At 61.3% G+C, this 15,459-nt stretch carries 13 protein-coding genes; 4 read left to right on the top strand and 9 right to left on the bottom strand.

Annotated elements, in window-relative coordinates:
• Positions 1-331 precede the first annotated feature (331 nt).
• The gene (locus M1M07_RS32945) at positions 332-460 is read left to right on the top strand and encodes a hypothetical protein (RefSeq protein ID WP_269437682.1); all 129 of its coding nucleotides are present in this window, start codon (positions 332-334) and stop codon (positions 458-460) included.
• A gap of 923 nt (positions 461-1,383) precedes the next feature.
• On the opposite strand, the gene nudC is transcribed toward M1M07_RS32945, so the two are convergent.
• Both nudC and M1M07_RS29990 read right to left on the bottom strand, forming a co-directional pair.
• Positions 1,384-2,310: an NAD(+) diphosphatase gene (nudC, locus tag M1M07_RS29995; RefSeq protein ID WP_248676500.1), complete on the bottom strand. Its 927-nt coding sequence runs from the start codon at positions 2,308-2,310 to the stop codon at positions 1,384-1,386.
• Positions 2,311-2,384: 74 nt separating this feature from the next.
• The gene (locus tag M1M07_RS29990) at positions 2,385-2,681 is read right to left on the bottom strand and encodes a Dabb family protein (RefSeq protein ID WP_248676499.1); all 297 of its coding nucleotides are present in this window, start codon (positions 2,679-2,681) and stop codon (positions 2,385-2,387) included.
• A gap of 428 nt (positions 2,682-3,109) precedes the next feature.
• Here M1M07_RS29990 and M1M07_RS29985 point away from each other — a divergent pair, with 428 nt between their 5' ends.
• Both M1M07_RS29985 and M1M07_RS29980 read left to right on the top strand, forming a co-directional pair.
• Positions 3,110-4,042 carry an alpha/beta hydrolase gene (locus M1M07_RS29985; RefSeq protein WP_197255190.1) on the top strand — a complete coding sequence of 311 codons (933 nt, stop codon included), beginning with the start codon at positions 3,110-3,112 and terminating at the stop codon, positions 4,040-4,042.
• Positions 4,043-4,470: 428 nt separating this feature from the next.
• Positions 4,471-4,653 (top strand): hypothetical protein, encoded by a 183-nt coding sequence (locus tag M1M07_RS29980; protein ID WP_197255188.1) that lies wholly within the window; start codon positions 4,471-4,473, stop codon positions 4,651-4,653.
• Here the strand turns inward: M1M07_RS29980 and M1M07_RS29975 are convergent.
• The 7 genes from M1M07_RS29975 to M1M07_RS29945 all read right to left on the bottom strand — a co-directional run bounded on the left by M1M07_RS29975 (position 4,640) and on the right by M1M07_RS29945 (position 13,846).
• Positions 4,640-5,440 (bottom strand): crotonase/enoyl-CoA hydratase family protein, encoded by an 801-nt coding sequence (locus M1M07_RS29975; RefSeq protein WP_197255186.1) that lies wholly within the window; start codon positions 5,438-5,440, stop codon positions 4,640-4,642. The genes M1M07_RS29980 and M1M07_RS29975 overlap by 14 nt on opposite strands.
• A 167-nt stretch (positions 5,441-5,607) precedes the next feature.
• Positions 5,608-6,513, bottom strand: a complete 906-nt coding sequence (locus M1M07_RS29970; protein ID WP_197255184.1) for an alpha/beta hydrolase — start codon at positions 6,511-6,513, stop codon at positions 5,608-5,610.
• Positions 6,514-6,908: 395 nt separating this feature from the next.
• Positions 6,909-7,193, bottom strand: coding sequence for a YciI family protein (locus M1M07_RS29965; RefSeq protein WP_248676498.1), 285 nt, complete (start codon positions 7,191-7,193; stop codon positions 6,909-6,911).
• A 274-nt stretch (positions 7,194-7,467) separates the two neighbouring features.
• Positions 7,468-8,715 carry a CaiB/BaiF CoA-transferase family protein gene (locus M1M07_RS29960; protein WP_248676497.1) on the bottom strand — a complete coding sequence of 416 codons (1,248 nt, stop codon included), beginning with the start codon at positions 8,713-8,715 and terminating at the stop codon, positions 7,468-7,470.
• A gap of 384 nt (positions 8,716-9,099) precedes the next feature.
• On the bottom strand, positions 9,100-10,548 hold the full coding sequence (locus M1M07_RS29955) for an aldehyde dehydrogenase (protein WP_197255868.1): 1,449 nt from the start codon (positions 10,546-10,548) through the stop codon (positions 9,100-9,102).
• A gap of 40 nt (positions 10,549-10,588) precedes the next feature.
• Positions 10,589-12,229 carry an NAD(P)/FAD-dependent oxidoreductase gene (locus tag M1M07_RS29950; RefSeq protein ID WP_197255870.1) on the bottom strand — a complete coding sequence of 547 codons (1,641 nt, stop codon included), beginning with the start codon at positions 12,227-12,229 and terminating at the stop codon, positions 10,589-10,591.
• Between the two features lie 918 nt (positions 12,230-13,147).
• The gene (locus tag M1M07_RS29945) at positions 13,148-13,846 is read right to left on the bottom strand and encodes a helix-turn-helix domain-containing protein (RefSeq protein WP_197255910.1); all 699 of its coding nucleotides are present in this window, start codon (positions 13,844-13,846) and stop codon (positions 13,148-13,150) included.
• A 284-nt stretch (positions 13,847-14,130) separates the two neighbouring features.
• On the opposite strand from M1M07_RS29945, the gene M1M07_RS29940 reads away from it, so the two are divergent.
• On the top strand, positions 14,131-15,282 hold the full coding sequence (locus M1M07_RS29940; protein WP_248676495.1) for an acyl-CoA dehydrogenase family protein: 1,152 nt from the start codon (positions 14,131-14,133) through the stop codon (positions 15,280-15,282).
• Positions 15,283-15,459: the final 177 nt, after the last annotated feature.

Raw genomic sequence — 15,459 nt, 5'->3', positions numbered from 1 at the left:
AACTTCTCGCTGTGATGCAGGTGCCGGATCAGAGCCCAGTCTTCCATCGAGATCACCCATCCGATCGTGGTTGGGTGGCCTGGTTTTCATCCGTCGTTTCTGGCCTGGTTTTCGGCCGCCGTTGACATGAAGGACCTCGGAGGGTGGGTTCATCCCTCCTGACGAGCAAGCATGCGCTGCGACGGCACGATGAAGGCCGGCTGGATGCCGAGGCAGAATCGCGCCTTCATCTGCTGTCGGAACTCCGTGGGGCATGCGTCCTCACGAACTCGGTACGGAGTCGCGGCCATCTTTCCGTGTCGTTGCACCGGATGATGGGTACAGTCTTGCGATGTTCGGCACGCACCTCGACGAGGTCTTCGGCGCCCTCCGCCACAAGGTGGTCACCGTTGTCGCGGCGTTGCGCACTGATTCGGTCGATCGTGCCGACCATCAATCACGGTCGCGGCAGAGAACGTAGCTACCGGGACCTGCGATTTCTCAGGGCCGGAGACAACCCAGCTCACCCGTCGGCGGTGCCCGGTCGGGGCCGGCGTATCGAGTGGGAAGTCGTGTACACGATCTGCTGGTCGCCGGGTCAGCACCGTCGGGGCAGCCGACAACGCAGAGCCCGAATTGTCGGCTTCTATGGCGATAGCAGAGAGCATCTCAGGCGATATCGACGGAAGATCGAACGCACTCCGCCCTGGCTCACAGGATCCCGGTGCCCTACGATCCGCCACGAACACTACTGCACGCCTTCCTCCGACTCCCGGGCCGCGCTGACGTCTTGGGCGAAGGTCGCCGACAAGACGATGTCCATAAATGGACGGAAGGCCCCGCTTCGACTATCAGGTGATCACCGAAGCGGGACTCCGGCAGCCCGAACGCAGGGGGGATATCGGGATCTGCCCGTGCCCGGAGATCGAGGCATGCCGCCTCGCCGCCACTGCATGCACACCACTGGGCGACCATGTTGCCAGCGGTGGATGCTCGTGGGACGAACCGCCGACAGGTGCGGCCGTACTAGCCGGCAACCACGACACTGTCGATAGGAGTACGATACTCAATTGTGCTCTACAACAACAGTATTCATCTATCTCCGCGCCGCATCACCTCGTCCCCAGTGAGCGGCCGTTCGTCACCGATAGGAGTACGTCAGCGGCGGCTGACCTGGCTCCGAACCAGCACGCCCAAGGGAGAGGGGCGCATGACGCGGATGAGGACTGCGGCAGTGCGTGCTCTCTCGCCATGGATATTCCGGATCGTCGATCACGAGCTGCCTTTGCACTGCAATGGTCGCCCACGTGAGAGATCGTCGAGAACCGGGGCCGAAACCGACAACGGCGTCCCTTCGGAGTAGCGCTGGCCCGATGACAGGACTGCGCCGATCAAGCCGGAAGGTCAGCTACCAGTTAGCACCCAAGCCTCGAGCATGCGCCTTGCAATCGAGACTTTCCCCGGCAACAACACGTGCGCATCGACCGAACTCGTCCAGTCGCCGGCGGCGAGAGCCTCCCTCACCTCCGTGCGGGTGCACCAAGCAGCCTCGCAGATCTCGCCATCACTGAAGATTAGCTGGTCTCGAGGGTCGGCAATGGCATGGAAACCGAGCATGAGGGAGCGCGGAAACGGCCATGGTTGACTTCCGACGTAGACCACATCGGAGACAACGAGACCGACCTCTTCCGCAACTTCCCGCGCCACGCAGCTTTCGAGCGACTCACCGGCCTCGACGAATCCCGCCAGCGTTGAGAAGTTCCGCACCGGCCAATTCGCGTGTCGCGCCAGCAGCACGCGGTCTGCCCCGTCATGTACCAGACAGATGATCGCGGGATCGGTACGCGGGTACTCCTCCCGACCGCACGCAGTGCACACACGCGTCCAACCACCCGACGTGATCGTCATCGGCGCCCCGTCCTTGGCGCAGAAGTGGGACTCGTCCTGCCACATCAGCAGGGCCTGCGCTGTGAGATACCGTTCGGCATCAACAGCATCGAGGAACGCTCCGTGTGACCGCAGGTCACCGACCTCGATGTCCGCGCTCTCCATGGAAGCATCCGTGAGGAACTCGTCCCGCACAGCCCACTCGTGCACTGTACCGACAACTCCCAGCAGGACGGCGTGCGTAGGAGGCCGGGAGTAGTAGTCGGCAGCCGACTCGAGGATAAGTTGTCCGTCGCTGAGACGAACCTGACCGGCACCGTTCACGCGAAGCAGTCGCGCATTCGGCAATGCCTCCGCCTGCGCGGTCACGTCGTCACGTAGCGCGACAGGGCGGCTCAAGGCATCACCAGGCAGGGCACCCCCGACATCTTCAGCGTTCACCACTGATCACAACCTTCCGTAACGAGTGACCCTGTCGACCGACTCTTTGTTCGGTGAACGGGCGGCGGGCACTGCCGTTACGCAAACTCGAACTGGATCGACGAGTACGATTCGGCCATTACCGAGATGAATTCTTCAACGAGGCGCACATGATCGGGATGGGCCAGATACGCGCGGAATCCGGGGACGTCCTCGAAGATCGCAGATATTGCATAGTCGCCGATCCCGGGCTTGAGCCCCAGGTCCCTTCCGTAACGAAATTCCACGACTTCGGGAATGCTCGTCGATATTGCGTCAAGAGCATTGTCGAACGATTCGATGCGCTCGTCAGTAATGTCTTTTTTCCATATGAACGTTACAACGTGATGCAACATGATAATCCCTCTCTGGATACACAATTCGAGCGCGGGTTTCGAGTGGTCGGCAAGTTTTTCGGAGCCGCTGGTGTGTCCCCACGGTGACGTGCGGTGACCGAAACGGCTCTACCAGGGTGCGGCGGACGTACGGGGCGCCCATCTCTCGAGAGCGCCTCGAGGGTGGACCCGTTCTCCGGTAGGTCCCTCGCGCTGCCGGGCCCGTCATCGAACGGTGATGGTGAGATCCTGGCCGTCTGTGGGTCACTTGGGTGACGGTAGAACAGTGATAGAACTTCGGTGTGTCCGATTGTGCAACACACATTTACGAGAACCAGGGACAGACAGGTGTGTTGTTTTCGGACACTCTTCCGCTCGGACGCCCTCTTAGTGTGACTCCACCGACTCGGCGATCGACCAAGTTCGCCTATGACATCAAGGAGATCACCATGGCACTCGATCCTGTAGTCGAGCAGCTGATAGATACTTTGAACGAGCAGGGACTGAAGTCGTTCGAGCAGATGAGTGTTGCTGAAGTCCGTGAGGTCATCGAGTCCTTCAGCGGACTCCAGGCGCCGAAGGCGGATCTTGCTCGTGTCGTCGACACGGTCTACCCCGGACCGGATGGCGACCAGGCCGTGCGTCTCTACATTCCGGAGTCCGAGGCACCCCTGCCGGTTGTGGTGTACATCCACGGCGGCGGGTGGGTTGCGGGCAGCCTCGACGTTACCGAGCAGCCATGTCGCGCCCTGGCCGCGGACGCCCGAGTCATCGTGGCCGCCGTGAGTTACCGGCTCGCTCCCGAACACAAGTTCCCTGCCGCACCCGAAGACGCGTTCGCCGCTCTGAATTGGGTAGTCGAGAACGCGGCCGACTTCGGTGGTGACGCGACGCGTGTAGCCATCATGGGTGACAGTGCCGGTGGCAATCTCGCCGCCGTCACCGCCCTCCGGGCACGTGATACCGGATCGCGGACACTGTGCGCTCAGGTGCTGATCTATCCGGTTATCGACGGCACGGCACGATTCCCATCGCGGGAGCAGAACGCCGAAGGCTACCTCATCACCGCAGCAGCGATCGACTGGTTCTGGGAACAGTACCTGGCCACACCGGAAGACGCCGAGAACCCGTACGCCTCGCCAGCCAAGGCGAAGAACTTGTCGGGGCTTCCTCCGACCCTGATGTTGGTCAACGAGTACGAGGTCACACGCGACGAATGCCTGAACTACGGGCGGATGCTGACCGAGCAGGACGTCCCGGTCCAGGTCGAGCTGTATGACGGTCTTGTCCATGGCGTGTACTGGATGTCCGGCGCAGTTCCGCGCAGCGCTGAATTGCACAGCGCGGTCGTTGAATTCCTCGGCAAACAGTTCGCTCGCTGACCGCGAGTAACGGGTGGCTGCGCCGCAGTCACGTGCTGCGAGCACAGCCACGCTTGGTACTTGCACAGCGCGTGCCCGCCGGCGTGTTGCACTCCTTCTCCATTGCGGCGTGATGTGATGACATCGGCACGGGTGCCCGCCGTGCCGTTCTCATGAACCGCGCTGGAGCGGGTTCTCGCCGTTCCGGATGGGCCCGAGGTTCGGTTGCCGTCGGTCAGGCCCCGGTCCGGGGCAGTGGAGGTTCGGCGGGGCGCGTCGCGGTATTCAGGTTCTCGCGCAGCGCGCGACTGGTCCACCCGTTGGCTCCTCGAAGTGGCCGGTCCGCCGGCAAGCAATCCTCGGGCACTGGATGTGCACGAGACAAGAACACAGTCGTCCGGTTTCTCCTCGGGCATTCCAGGTCTGTCGAGATCTCCACGCTCTGGCGGGTGAGCACCATGTACCTCAACCCCGGTGTTGAGGTACCAGTCCGTGAATCACTGCTCGATCCGACCGGATTCGTCGAACTTCACGACATCGTTCCTGTTGATGCGACTGCCTTGTCGAACGTCCACGTGTCCGCACCGGTGATCGAGGAGCTTGCTACGCCAGTCATCCTCACTCGCCGGTGAATGCGGCAGTTCGCTTCTCCATGAGGGCGTCGACTGCTCTCGTGTGATCGGTGGTCTGTTGAACCAGCGCCTGCAGTGCAGCGGACAGTTCGAGGAGACTGTCGAGGCTTTGGTGCTGCCCTTCGCGTAAGAGTTTCTTGGCCATCCGTACCGAGTGTGGAGGATTGGCAGCCACTCTGTTGGCGAGTGCGCGAGCTTCGTCGAGCAGCTGATCGGGAGGGACGACATTCGAGACCAATCCCCACTCGAGCGCCTGGGTTGCGTCGACACGGTCGCCCGTGAGAATCATCTCGGCCGCCCGCGCCATACCGACCGCCTTGGGTAACAGCCAGGCGCCCCCGTCACCCGGGATGATGCCCAGCTTGACGAAGCTCTCTGCAAAGAAAGCTTTTTCGCTGGCGATTCGGAGGTCGCACATGAGGGCGAGATCGCACCCGGCACCGATTGCAGGGCCGTTCACCGCTGCGATCAAAGGCACGTCGCAGTTGTACATCGCTCGTGGAATCCGTTGTATCCCAGCTCGGTAGCCATCGCGTTGTTCGTGAGGTTTCCCGCCGAACAATCCCCGACGAGTCGCCATGTCCTTGACATTGCCACCGGCGGAGAATGTCGATCCCGCGCCGGTGACAATGACAGCGCGTACTCCGTAGTCGGCGTTGACGGCATCCACGCAGGCGACCAATGCGTCGACTACGTCCATCCCTGAGACAGGGTTTCTTTCAGCCGGCCGATTGATCGTCCACGTTTCGATGAATCCGTCGCGTTCTACGAGAACTGGATTTTCCATGTATGTATCTTCCCGATCTTCACTGCAATCGATTATTCGGACAGTGTCCTGCTGACTGGCATGCACACGAACTCGGCGGCGGTCTGGGCCGAAGCAGACCGCCGCCGAGACATGTTCATCCTTCGTCGGCGCGCTTCGCGTTCAGTTGCGCGCCACACATGCGGTGTTCAGGCGAGCCCCAACTTCGGCCGTAGCCACTGGGCAATGCGGTTCAGCGCCTGATCCGCCTCGGGTGCCCGTCCCGCGTTGAAGTGGAAGACATGCTGCTGCTCCTCGACCACGTCGAGTACGGCTTCGCTCCCTACTTTCTCGATCAACTCGACCACACGGCGGGAGTCGTCGAGCAGAGTCTCATAACCGCCGACCGATACATAGACGGGAGGGAAGTCTGTGTAGTCTCGGAGCAGGGGGTTTGCCCGCGGGTCCGTTGCTTCGGAGAGTTCCGACAGGAACATCTCCCGCATCATCTCGAGAACAGCCCTCTTGGCCAATACGTCGACCGCGTCGTTCGATTCGATCGTCAGTCCCTTGATCTCCATATCGAGCCACGGCGAGAGAGCGACGACGGCGGCCGGAATGGGAAGTGCCATGCCCGCAAGTTCGAACACTGTCGAGATGGCGAGATTGGCGCCGGCCGAGTCGCCGACCGTCGCTGTGTGTTCCGCCTTGTAACCCTGCGTGCGGAGCCACTCGTGGACGGCAACGCAGTCTTCGAGTTGAGCCGGATGCTTCGCCTCCGGCGCAAGCCGGTAGTCCACGACGAGTGCGTGGACACCCGCCAGTTTGGCGAGATGCGCTGCAAGCTTGCGATGGGAAAAGCGTGAGCCTGTTACGAATCCGCCGCCGTGAGTGAAGACGATCACCCGGTCTTCGGCGGCGCCCAGCGGCTTGGCCCATGTCGCCGGCACGCCGTTGGCTGTCACTTCTTCATACGTGACGTCGGTGGGTTCGATGGTGGGAAGATGCCATTCTTCGAACATGTCTCGCTGACCTGCGAGGTCCATACCTTCGGACCGTCGAAGCCAGGAAGAGTACAGGTCGTTGAGGAACAGCGATTCTTTGCTCACGGACATGTGTTGCTCACTTTCATCACCGCTCGAGAAGGGGAGATTGACTGCTCAGAAAAGCGTGAGGCTCTTGTATCGCGTACGCACGGTGTCATTCCACCCAGTCGGGTGGACGGGAAAACCACTCGGGCAGTTCAGCAATTGCCTCGGTGTGTCGAAATGTCGGCACCCACAGATCGCCACGCCGGTTCGGCGTCGAGGCTTACGCCGTCAAGGCTGTGACGTGATGGTTCCGCGATTCCGCTGATCGAACTCTTCGAATCCGTCGCCCGCTGTGTATGCGCACAGATGCGGGTCACGCGGGTCGTCTGGGTCGGCGCGACTGGAAGAGTCCTGACTGCAGCCCAACGTAGAGATGCTGCAACCACGTTCCACCGAAGTGGATCGTGCCCGGAGTGTCCTCAGATCCCTACGAGGGGTCCGATGACGGGCTTCCACTGGTAGATGCTCTGGTCTACGACAACACCCTGCGTGACATAGGGGTCCTCGGCGAGCAGGGAACGCAAGTCGTCTTCGCTGTCCGCTTTGAACACGAGCAGAGCGCCGGCGCCATCGGCCCAGGCGCCCGCTTCCTGCAGCACGCCTCGGGCGGCCGCGTCCTTGACGAAGACCAGGTGGTCGGCATGGGCAGCCTCTTTGACGGACGCATCAGTGGTGTACGACCAGATAACAGCGAACAGGGCCATGGTCACTCCTTGAGTGGGATACGGGATGTGAAATGGTGCGGATATTCAGATGAATGCGCACCTCAGAACGTTAAAAGTAGGGATGAGGTCAACAGTGTCCTATTGTGCAACACCTGCTGGTGGACGACGACGAATACAAAACGAAGAGAACGTGATCGGCGTTGAACGGCCGGCCCCGGCATTGGCTTGCATACTGTCGTAACCTTGCCAGGAGTTGCGCGTGGAACGAGCTCTGCTGATAGGCATCGACAAGATCCGCCGTGTAGGTAAGCCGCTACTCTGGCAGTGCCCCGGCGGCGCGCAGTTGCTCGATATCGTCTTCGAGAAGGCCGAGTTCTGTCAGTACAGCGTCGGTATCGGCGCCACGGTCACGCGGCCCGAACCGCACAGCACCGGGGGACCCAGCGAGCTTTACGGGTACGCCGAGACCCCGATAGCCATCACACTCGACCACCATCTCGCGGTGACGGACCTGCGGTAGCGAGAGGGCCTCTCCGACATTGTTCACCGACCCCGACGGTACGCCAGCTAGACGTAGCTGGTCCGCCAAAGCCTCGCGCTGCCAGGTGTTGACGAGGCCGCCGAGGATGTCGCGCAGTTGTGCTGCGTTTGCCATCCGGTCGGAGTTGGTGGTGAATCTCGGGTCGTCAGCCAGGTCGGGAGCGTCGAGCGCCACGGCCAGAGCGCGGAATTGCCGGTCGTTGCCTGCACCGATGAAAAAGGGGCCATCTGTGCAGGTGAACGTTTCATAGGGGCAGATCGTCGGGTGTGCCACGCCCGTCCGTTCCGGCGGGACACCAGTGGCAAACCACTTGCCGGCGTGGGGGTGCAGGATGGATACAGCATTGTCGAGCAGTGCTAGATCCACGAGTTGCCCGCGTCCGGTATTTTGCCGCACGTGGAGCGCCATGAGGATGCCGTTCACGGCGTTCAGACCCGTGATGATGTCGACCAGAGGGATCCCGATCCGCATGGCATCGCCGCTGGGCTCACCGTTGATGCTCATCAAACCTGAGAGGGCCTGGAGGATTGCGTCATAACCGGGAGCGCCACCGAGCGGCCCATCGACGCCGTACCCGGTGATTCGACAGTGCACGAGGCGCGGGAATTCAGCGGCGAGCACGTCGTCGCCAAGTCCCCACTTCGCGAGGGTGCCCGCTTTGAAGTTTTCGATGACGACATCAGCTTCGGCAAGCATCGTGCGCAGCAGTTGTTGGCCGGCCCCGGTACGCAGATCCACACTGATGTTGCGCTTATTGCGGTTCAAGCCATCGAAGTAGGCACTGTGGTCATCCTTGACGAAAGGTGGCCCCCAGCTGCGTGTGTCGTCGCCAGTAGGTGGTTCGACCTTGATCACGTCGGCACCGTGGTCGGCGAGCACTTGCGCGCACAGCGGGCCGGCCAGTACTCGCGAAAGATCGACGACCCGGATGTCGGTGAGTGCGCCGGTCCGTGGACGCAGGGTCTCGGAAGCGGAATCTCGAGTCTCGGCCGGGAGGATGGCAGATGAGGATTCAGGCATGATTGCTCATTCTGTGCGGTTGGAAGTCGCTGGCCTCCGGAGGGAAGGACAAAGCATGAACGGAATATCTTCGGCATTGCTGACCTGCACCAGCCGTTGGTAGGCGACGATAGTTTCGCGTCGAGCGGCGAGCGATGGAACTAAGGCGTGGACGCTCTCCCGGCCGCCTGGCAGTAAGCTTTCCTCGGCCGAACCGATCGCGGGATACCTACACGGGCTCGAATTCGGTGAGCGTCAGCAAACAGTAACTGTGGGCACACCCTTGCGACGCTGAAGATTACGTGCATGCTTTGTGTTGTTACGCGGTCCTTCCATCGGGATGAAGTCTCTGGCTAGGCGCACTATCGAGTGCGAGATGGAGAGGGCCGGCGAGCGTTGCGTATCCTATACGTATATCGATTTGTACTCGAGGTAGAAGTCCAGAGACTCGGGTCCGAATTCGCGGCCGACTCCACTGTTCTTCACACCACCGAACGGGGAACCGGTATCCAAGGAGTAGTAGTTCACTCCAACGGTGCCGGATCGAATACGTGACGCGAGGTTCAAGCCATGTTCGGTGTCCTTGGTGAAGACGACTCCTCCCAAACCGAATGGCGTATCGTTCGCCATGTCGATGGCTTCCTCTTCGGTCTCATAAGGGATGACGGAGATGACGGGTCCGAAAATCTCTTCCTGCGCTAGTGCACTGCGATTGTCGACACCATCGAAGATGGTGGGAGACACGAACCAGCCGCGGGTGCACTGTTCAGGGGGTTCGGCTCCGCCGCGAATCGTTCGGAATCCCTCGGACTGTCCCAGGCGGATGTAACTCCTCACCCGCTCCCGATGCTGCTCGCTTACCATGGGTCCCATGGTGACCGACTCGTCGAGTGGGTCTCCCATCACCAAGTCATCCACGTAGGACGCCAGGACATCGATGATCTCGCTGGACCGACTGTGGGGAACCAAGATGCGGGAATTCGTGGTGCATGTTTGCCCCCCGTTCTTGAGGACAGCGTCTTTGAGGCTTTTGACGAAGACGTCGAGGTCGGCGTCGGGGAGCACAATGGCTGCGGACTTGCCTCCGAGCTCCAGTGAGACCCTCTTGAAACTCCGGCCGGCGACTTCTCCGATCGCTTGACCTGCTGCAGTGGAACCGGTGAAGGCGATCTTGTCGACATCGGGATGGGCTACAAGGGCTTTGCCCGCATGAACGCCCCCGGCAACGATATTGAGGACGCCGGGTGGTAGACCGGCCTCCTCGGCTGCCTCTGCGAGCACATACGCGTCGAGCGCAGTCTCCGGCGCCGGCTTCAGAACTACAGTGCATCCTGCAGCGAGTGCTGGCGCGATCTTGGCCATCGCCAACAGCTGCGGATAGTTCCAGGCAGTGATTGCGCCGACGACCCCTACGGGTTCTTCCCGAACGATCGTAGAACCCATGCTGCTGGGACGGCGTGTCTCGAACGTTCGTGTCTCCACCACCTCTGCCATCGACCGCAGAATCGCTACCGGCGCCGTTGCGCTTGTGCTGACCGACAAGGAGGAAATCATTCCGGTCTGCCGGCTGACGAGCTCTGCCGTCGATCGTCCTCGACGCTCGAGGTGGTCGGCGAAGCGCCGCATAACTGCAGCGCGCTCGTGAGGGGTGCTGCGCCCCCACGGTCCTCGCTGGAGTGCGGCCCGCGCGGCGTGCACAGCCGCATTTATTTCCGCTGGTCCACCCATCGCAGCAACACCCAGAGGACGCTCCGTTGCTGCCTCGAACACCGTTGTCAGGTCTGGAGCACTAGATTTGCGCCATTGGCCGTCTATGAAAAAACATTCACGTTCAATGCTGTTGATGACAGGCATCATTCACTTCTTCCGAGGTTGGATCTGATTTAGTGAAGACTCACGATACCCGCAGTCCGTCGGTGTATCCTACGGCCTTTTCCTTCTGCCAGAAATCCAGGTACATGGGCAGACCGTTGAGATACTGGAGCATCTGGGGCTTCTTGCCGGGGATGTTGCTGCCGTTGTACCAGGACTTTGCATGCTTGAACAGCGCCATATCATCAGTGCCGTTGATGTGATCGGTCCACGCCTGGTCGGCTTCGTGGGTCGATTCGAACCGGGTAAGACCTTCCGACCGAAGAAATTCCAGGAACTCGACCATGACCTCGCCTTGACGCTCAGCGTTCGTGGAGCCGTTCGCAAAGGCGGCAGGGCTCTGCGGACCGTACACGAACATGGCGTTCGGAAATCCGGACGTGAATGCGCCGAGGTAAGCGTCGACGCCCTGATTCCACTTCTCGCCGAGGGTGACGCCAGCGGAGTTGCGGACCTTCATCGAAGTGAGCGCACCCGTATTATTGTTGAATCCAGTTGCGAGTACGATGATATCGAAATCTCCATGCTCGATACCGTCGGATGTGCGAATTCCGGTTGCCGTGAACCCGGTGATCGATGTCTCCTGGATGGAGACGAGTTCGACGTTCTCTTGGTTCATCACCTCGTAGTAGTTCTGGTGCAGGGCCGGCCGCTTGGCTCCGAACGGATGCGGAGCTACGTCAGGCACCAGCAGATCAGCCTTGACAGGGTCGAGGATCTGCGGCTTGATCTTGCTCTTCCAGAACTCGTAGACCATCGAGTTGGTTGCTTCGCTGAAGAGATAATCAGAGAAGTTCCCGAGCCAGAATGCGAAACCGCCCTGGTTCCAAAGGCGTTCGAACAGCGCGAGGCGCTCTTCCTCGGACGTGTCGACGCCGTTTCGGGGATCGAACTCGTAGTCGATCGCAGCAAATGTTTCGCGACACTTGACCGCCACATCCGGCATGGTTTCCTTCAGGGCTGCCTGCCTCTCGTCGTCGAGGTACTCCTGGTGCATCGGCAACGAGAGGTTCGGCGTCCGCTGGAAGACGGTGAGTTTCTCGACGACAGGGCCGGCTTCCTGAACGACTTGGACTGCGCTGGCGCCGGTGCCGATAATGGCAACTCGTTTGCCGGTCATGTCGATATCGTCTCGCCACCGTGCGGTGTGGACGAGTTCACCTCGATAGGCGTCCATTTCGGGGATATTCGGAATGTAGGGTTCGGTAGTGGACCCCGTCGCGAAGACCACGAAGCGTGCGCGGAAGCTCTCCTCGTTCTGTGAGACAAGGGTCCACATCCGCTCGTCCTCGTCGAACGTCGCGCTGACGACCTTGGTATTGAAGCGGGAGTCCTTGCTCAGGTCCAGTTTGGAGTCGACGTAGTTGAAGTAACTCCGCATCTCCTCGTGGTCCGGGAACATCTGTGAGAAGTTCCAGTCCTTCCAAAGGTATTCATCGGTGAACTGGTACACGGGTGCATGGCTGTCGACTCGCGCGCCCGGGTAGCGGTTGAGGCTCCAGGCGCCACCGAAGCCTCCACTGGCTTCGAGAAGGATCACGGAGAACCCTCTGTCCCGAAGGTGGCGCAGCTGATAGATCCCGCCGAAACCGCCGCCGACCACGATGACGTCGTAATCCTGCGTTTCCGTCGTGGCGTGCTCAGGGAGATGGGCTGATGTCATGGGCCTAGACCTTTCCGAGATTGAGGTGGGGCAGAGTTTCAGAGGCGTTGTCAGGCTTTGCTTTTCGAAAGCCGAACGGCCTGTCGGAGTTTGCGACCTCGTTGCGTATGTGGTGTGGCATGGGTCACGTAGATGGAGTGAGTCGACAATAACGGCCTTCCGAAAAATCCGCAACTACAAAGAAAAATACGCAAATACGTATAGCTGGTCCGGTTCTGCGACGTGGTCACGGCTTCTTCTGAAGCCGGGGGAGTCCCTTATCGGGACAGGGGTGCTTTCGTCGGCATCAGGTGAGATCGGGGGACTCGGGGCGGGCGTAGGACGAGTGGCTTGGCGCCGGCTGCACATCGAGGAGCGTGGGCCCATGGGTTCCGTCCGATTTTTCGGAGGGGACTACGGCGCCGAAGTGGCTGAAGCGAACTCGCTGTTCCGCAGTACTTGCGCGACGTTCCCCTGCGACCGGTCGGGGATTCGAAGCATGTCGGCAACGTCGATTGCGGCTACAGATTGCGAGACATGTTCAGGTGCATATTCTTCCGTTGCGATCGAAGTCGTCTGCTGGGCCAAGCCGACTGTCGCAGTCATCCAGTGGTCGATCTGGAAGTCGCGCCACGTGGAGTTTTGCACCCTATGGATTCGGTGACCGAGCAGCGCAGCTGGAATCAACCCTCTGTTTGGGGCGGGTCGCGAGATCGAGCAGGCGAGTCCGATCTCGATGAGAAGGGGTCACGCTCGCCCGGGGGACAACCACTCGGCCGTCGAGTATTGGTCACGAAAGCGAAGGCCTATCGAGGTGACCGCGATGGCCCTTGTTCGTGTTCGCATCACACAGAAACCACGGTGGAGTGGGCCATGGTTGACGCGGTCGCCGAGCCGGGGCAACCCACTTCTCGAGGAGCGAGTGCTCCGTGTTGCGGGCTAGCGAAAGCCCCACTTGGTGGCATACCGCAGGCAGATCTCGACGAGTTCGTCCTGCCGTTCGACGATGGTCTCCCGCACCCCGACCACGCCGAGGGTGGCGATGGTCCGGCCGCGTTCCCGGAGGGCGACCGAAACCCCGTCTGCATGTTCAACGGCCACACCGGGTGCCACGCATACGCCGGTGTTCTCGAGTTCATCGAGTGAGTGCAGGAAGCGCTCTACGAAGTCGGCATCGGAGGATGGTCGAGAGTTGAGGTACGCCCAGATGTCACGTTGATCGCGATCAGCCAGCAAGAGCCATCCTGCAGAGGTGCGCAGGAGGGATCGGCGCACCCGGTTCTCTGCCAGGTATGCGTAATGCGGGTCGGATGAGACGTGGTCGACGTAGAACAGGTCGTCACCGACAGACGTGGACAGTGTGGTGGTCAGCCCGGTCTCGGCGTGGACCTGCTCGAGCTGATCATGGCTGATCGAGGTGACCGGTGGTCTGCCGGCGATGACGTTGAGAAGATATGGCGCGGTGCCGAGGGTGTAGATCCGGTCGCGCTCGTCGAGGTAGCCGACGGCGACGAGACCGTTGATCAGGCCCTGGACCGAACTGACGGGCGCGGTGAGTGCCCTTGCGATAGCGGTGAGGGTGAGGCCGTTTTCGGACCGGGCTACGAGTTCGAGGATCGCCGCCACCCGATCGACCATGCGGTGCCGGGGGCGCCCGGGAACCTTTTCGACCGGCACGGCTCCGGGGGTCCCAGGAGTGTCAGCCATTTCGTGAGCCTATCAACAGGGAGAACTCCTCCAACCAATACATAATTACGTAAGATAATTCTCTATTGCGTAGATGTCCAGAACTGGATAGTGTCCACTCGAGATGGGGCCGGCGTTCGCCCCCCGATCCGACCGGCCGCCACTTACCGGCCGTCGGTGAAATTTACCCGAGCAGCTCGGGCATCGCCCCAGACAGAACTTCCTATGGAGGCACTATGAATCCCTCCGTCGCGCCACCGACGACGGTGACCACCGATGAAATGAATGCCCTACGCGCCGAGGTACGCACGTTTCTCGAGAAAGAAACCGCGGCAGGGACACTGACACCCGGCATCGACACCTGGCTCACCCGGTGGGACGAGGACTTCACCCGCCGCCTGGCCGAACACGGTTGGGTAGGAATGACCATCCCGACCGAGTACGGCGGGCGCGGCCGGACCCATCTCGAGCGTTTCGTTGTCACCGAGGAGCTGCTCGCGGTCGGTGCTCCGGTCGCAGCGCAATGGGTGGCAGACCGCCAGATTGCACCGTCGCTGCTGAAATACGGCACCGAAGAGCAGAAGCACGAATACCTTCCCCGGATCGCTGCGGGCAAGTGTTTCTTCGGCATAGGCATGAGCGAACCCGACTCGGGATCGGATCTGGCCAGTGTCCGGACCCGCGGCACCCGCGCGGACAGCGGTTGGACCGTGACCGGCACCAAAGTGTGGACCTCAGGGGCCCAACACGCTGAGGCATTCATCGTGCTGGCCCGCACGGAACCATTCGACACGGCAAACCGCCACGCGGGTCTGAGCCAGTTCATCGTTGACCTTCGTTCCCCCGGCGTGACGATCCGGCCGATCATTTCCCTCTCCGGCGACCACCACTTCAACGAGGTAGTTCTGGACGAGGTATTCGTTCCCGACGCCATGGTCTTCGGCACTCTGGGCAACGGATGGGAACAGGTCAACTCGGAGCTTGCCTTCGAGCGCAGTGGACCCGAGCGTTTCCTTTCCACCTTCCGGCTCCTGGCCACCGAGATCGGCGCGGTCCAAAAGGGACTGCTGCCCGAGCGCACCGACCTAGGACGGTCGGTGGCCCGGATGGTCGGATTGCACGCACTGAGCCAGAACATTGCCGGAGCCCTTCAACGGGGTGAGAAGGCCGACACCGCCGCCGCCCTGGTCAAGCTCCTCGGTACCAGCATGGAAGGCGACCTCGTCGAGTACGTCTCTGACCGGATGGGCGACGAGACCATGGACGGGCAAGCGGAAATCGAGGCTCTGTGCAGGGCCGGACTACACCAGCGTCCGGGGTTCACGCTCCGCGGCGGTACCAACGAGATCCTGCGCGGCGTGATCGCGCGGGGGCTGGGGATGCGCTGATGACCACGACCGCGATCACAATCAACCTTGCCGTAGACCGGGATCTCCAGGACCTCATGGTTGATCTCGTCGCCGGGCACTCGGGACCGGGCATGGAGCCGGATCCGGCCGCTGTGTGGGCTACTTTGGGTGCGGTCGGACTGGCCAGGCTGACCGCACCCAAAGTAGCCCACACAG

Origin of the sequence: Rhodococcus sp. HM1 (genome assembly GCF_023218075.1) — a bacterium.
In the GTDB taxonomy this organism is placed as follows: Bacteria; Actinomycetota; Actinomycetes; order Mycobacteriales; family Mycobacteriaceae; genus Rhodococcus.
This window is presented reverse-complemented; position numbering and strand designations above follow the sequence as displayed.

Coding starts and splice junctions, on each gene's coding strand:
- M1M07_RS32945 (WP_269437682.1), top strand. CDS start 332: ATGTTCGGCACGCACCTCGACGAGGTCTTCGGCGCCCTCCGCCACAAG.
- M1M07_RS29990 (WP_248676499.1), bottom strand. CDS start 2,681: ATGTTGCATCACGTTGTAACGTTCATATGGAAAAAAGACATTACTGAC.
- M1M07_RS29985 (WP_197255190.1), top strand. CDS start 3,110: ATGGCACTCGATCCTGTAGTCGAGCAGCTGATAGATACTTTGAACGAG.
- M1M07_RS29975 (WP_197255186.1), bottom strand. CDS start 5,440: ATGGAAAATCCAGTTCTCGTAGAACGCGACGGATTCATCGAAACGTGG.
- M1M07_RS29970 (WP_197255184.1), bottom strand. CDS start 6,513: ATGTCCGTGAGCAAAGAATCGCTGTTCCTCAACGACCTGTACTCTTCC.
- M1M07_RS29965 (WP_248676498.1), bottom strand. CDS start 7,193: ATGGCCCTGTTCGCTGTTATCTGGTCGTACACCACTGATGCGTCCGTC.
- M1M07_RS29960 (WP_248676497.1), bottom strand. CDS start 8,715: ATGCCTGAATCCTCATCTGCCATCCTCCCGGCCGAGACTCGAGATTCC.
- M1M07_RS29955 (WP_197255868.1), bottom strand. CDS start 10,548: ATGCCTGTCATCAACAGCATTGAACGTGAATGTTTTTTCATAGACGGC.
- M1M07_RS29950 (WP_197255870.1), bottom strand. CDS start 12,229: ATGACATCAGCCCATCTCCCTGAGCACGCCACGACGGAAACGCAGGAT.
- M1M07_RS29945 (WP_197255910.1), bottom strand. CDS start 13,846: ATGGTCGATCGGGTGGCGGCGATCCTCGAACTCGTAGCCCGGTCCGAA.
- M1M07_RS29940 (WP_248676495.1), top strand. CDS start 14,131: ATGAATCCCTCCGTCGCGCCACCGACGACGGTGACCACCGATGAAATG.